Raw genomic sequence first — 1,178 nt, 5'->3', positions numbered from 1 at the left:
TGATTAACTTGCCGAAAGGTCAGGCATTTGCTCTGCTTGAAGGGGGACGGTTATGGAAGATCCGCATGCCGTTGCCAGCAGCCGATGATGATGACCTGATGCCGGCAAGTCTGCAAAAAATCGCTGATGAAATGCGTAAACATTACCGTACCAGTGAATCCTGGTGGTCAGCGGGTTCAATGCCAAGTGATAGTCAGGTTGACCTGCATGTGATGTTAAATCCAGCGGTGCTGACGCCTGATGGGGAAGCTGAAGATGACGCAACAGAACACTAAATCGCCGCAGATGCCACCGAAAAAGTCAGGACCATTAAAAACGGTTTTGTGGGATTTTCCGTGGATGCTTATTGGCTTGTTGCTGGCTTCGCTGTTTTTCAGTCTGGTGATTGAATATTTTGGGATCGCTTTTTTCTGGCCGGAACAAGGTGAGACACACAGCCAGCAAGTTATGATCACGGAAAGCGGTTGGTTGTCTAAAGAATTTACTCGCAGTTTACTGTTATCGGAGCCTGCTACTACGCTCAGTATCTGGTTAAAATGGGGGTATCAGTGGGTGTTTGTAGACAGTGGTGCACTGGACTGGATTAATCAGCAGCATACAGTACAAGCTCGGAGCCACCATGAAATGGTGAGAGAGTTGAGCGATTGGAGTGTATGGCTGGCGGAAAGTTTGCGGAAGTATCTGCTGGCAACGGTATATGTGACCGTAACCTTTGTTATCCGGCTCACTATATTGGTATTGTCTTTGCCATTGTTTGTGATTGTTATAGGAGTTGCTGTCGTTGAAGGGCTAAGTCGACGTGACTTGCGACGTTATGGTGCTGCCTATGAATCGAGCTTTGTCTATCATCATGCCAAACGGTTTGTGAAACCGGCGTTTTGTGTACCTTGTTTGTTGTATCTCTCCTGGCCATCGGCTGTGTATCCTAATTTATTATTGTTACCCGCAGCTCTCCTATTAGGGATCGCTATTACCGTGATGATAAGTACTTTTAAGAAATATCTTTGAGGTAATAAATAGGTAAAATTTTTAATGATTTTTGTTAGATTTTTCAGCGAAAAAGCCTAATTTGGCAGTAAAAAGAAAAAATAATGGAATTTACTCAGTTAACCATTTAGCATGTTTTTGTACTGCCTTTTCGGCAGTTACCGTATAGGTGTTCTTAGTAACCTTTTATG

1 protein-coding gene and 1 pseudogene are annotated in these 1,178 nt (G+C 44.0%); both read left to right on the top strand.

What is annotated here, in order from left to right:
- A pseudogene (locus tag D3222_RS24700) lies at positions 1-275 on the top strand (type IV conjugative transfer system coupling protein TraD); the annotation flags it as partial.
- The gene (locus tag D3222_RS24695) at positions 256-1,008 is read left to right on the top strand and encodes a TIGR03747 family integrating conjugative element membrane protein (RefSeq protein ID WP_118988365.1); all 753 of its coding nucleotides are present in this window, start codon (positions 256-258) and stop codon (positions 1,006-1,008) included. The pseudogene D3222_RS24700 and the gene D3222_RS24695, both read left to right, overlap by 20 nt.
- Positions 1,009-1,178 lie beyond the last annotated feature (170 nt).

Source organism: Photorhabdus sp. CRCIA-P01, from assembly GCF_003545805.1.
Taxonomy (GTDB): domain Bacteria; phylum Pseudomonadota; class Gammaproteobacteria; order Enterobacterales; family Enterobacteriaceae; genus Photorhabdus; species Photorhabdus antumapuensis.
Note: the sequence above shows the minus strand (reverse complement) of the source record. Positions and strands in the feature narration are given on the sequence as shown.

Bases quoted from the DNA above. Each gene is read 5' to 3' on its own strand.
- D3222_RS24695 (WP_118988365.1), top strand. From the start codon at position 256: ATGACGCAACAGAACACTAAATCGCCGCAGATGCCACCGAAAAAGTCA.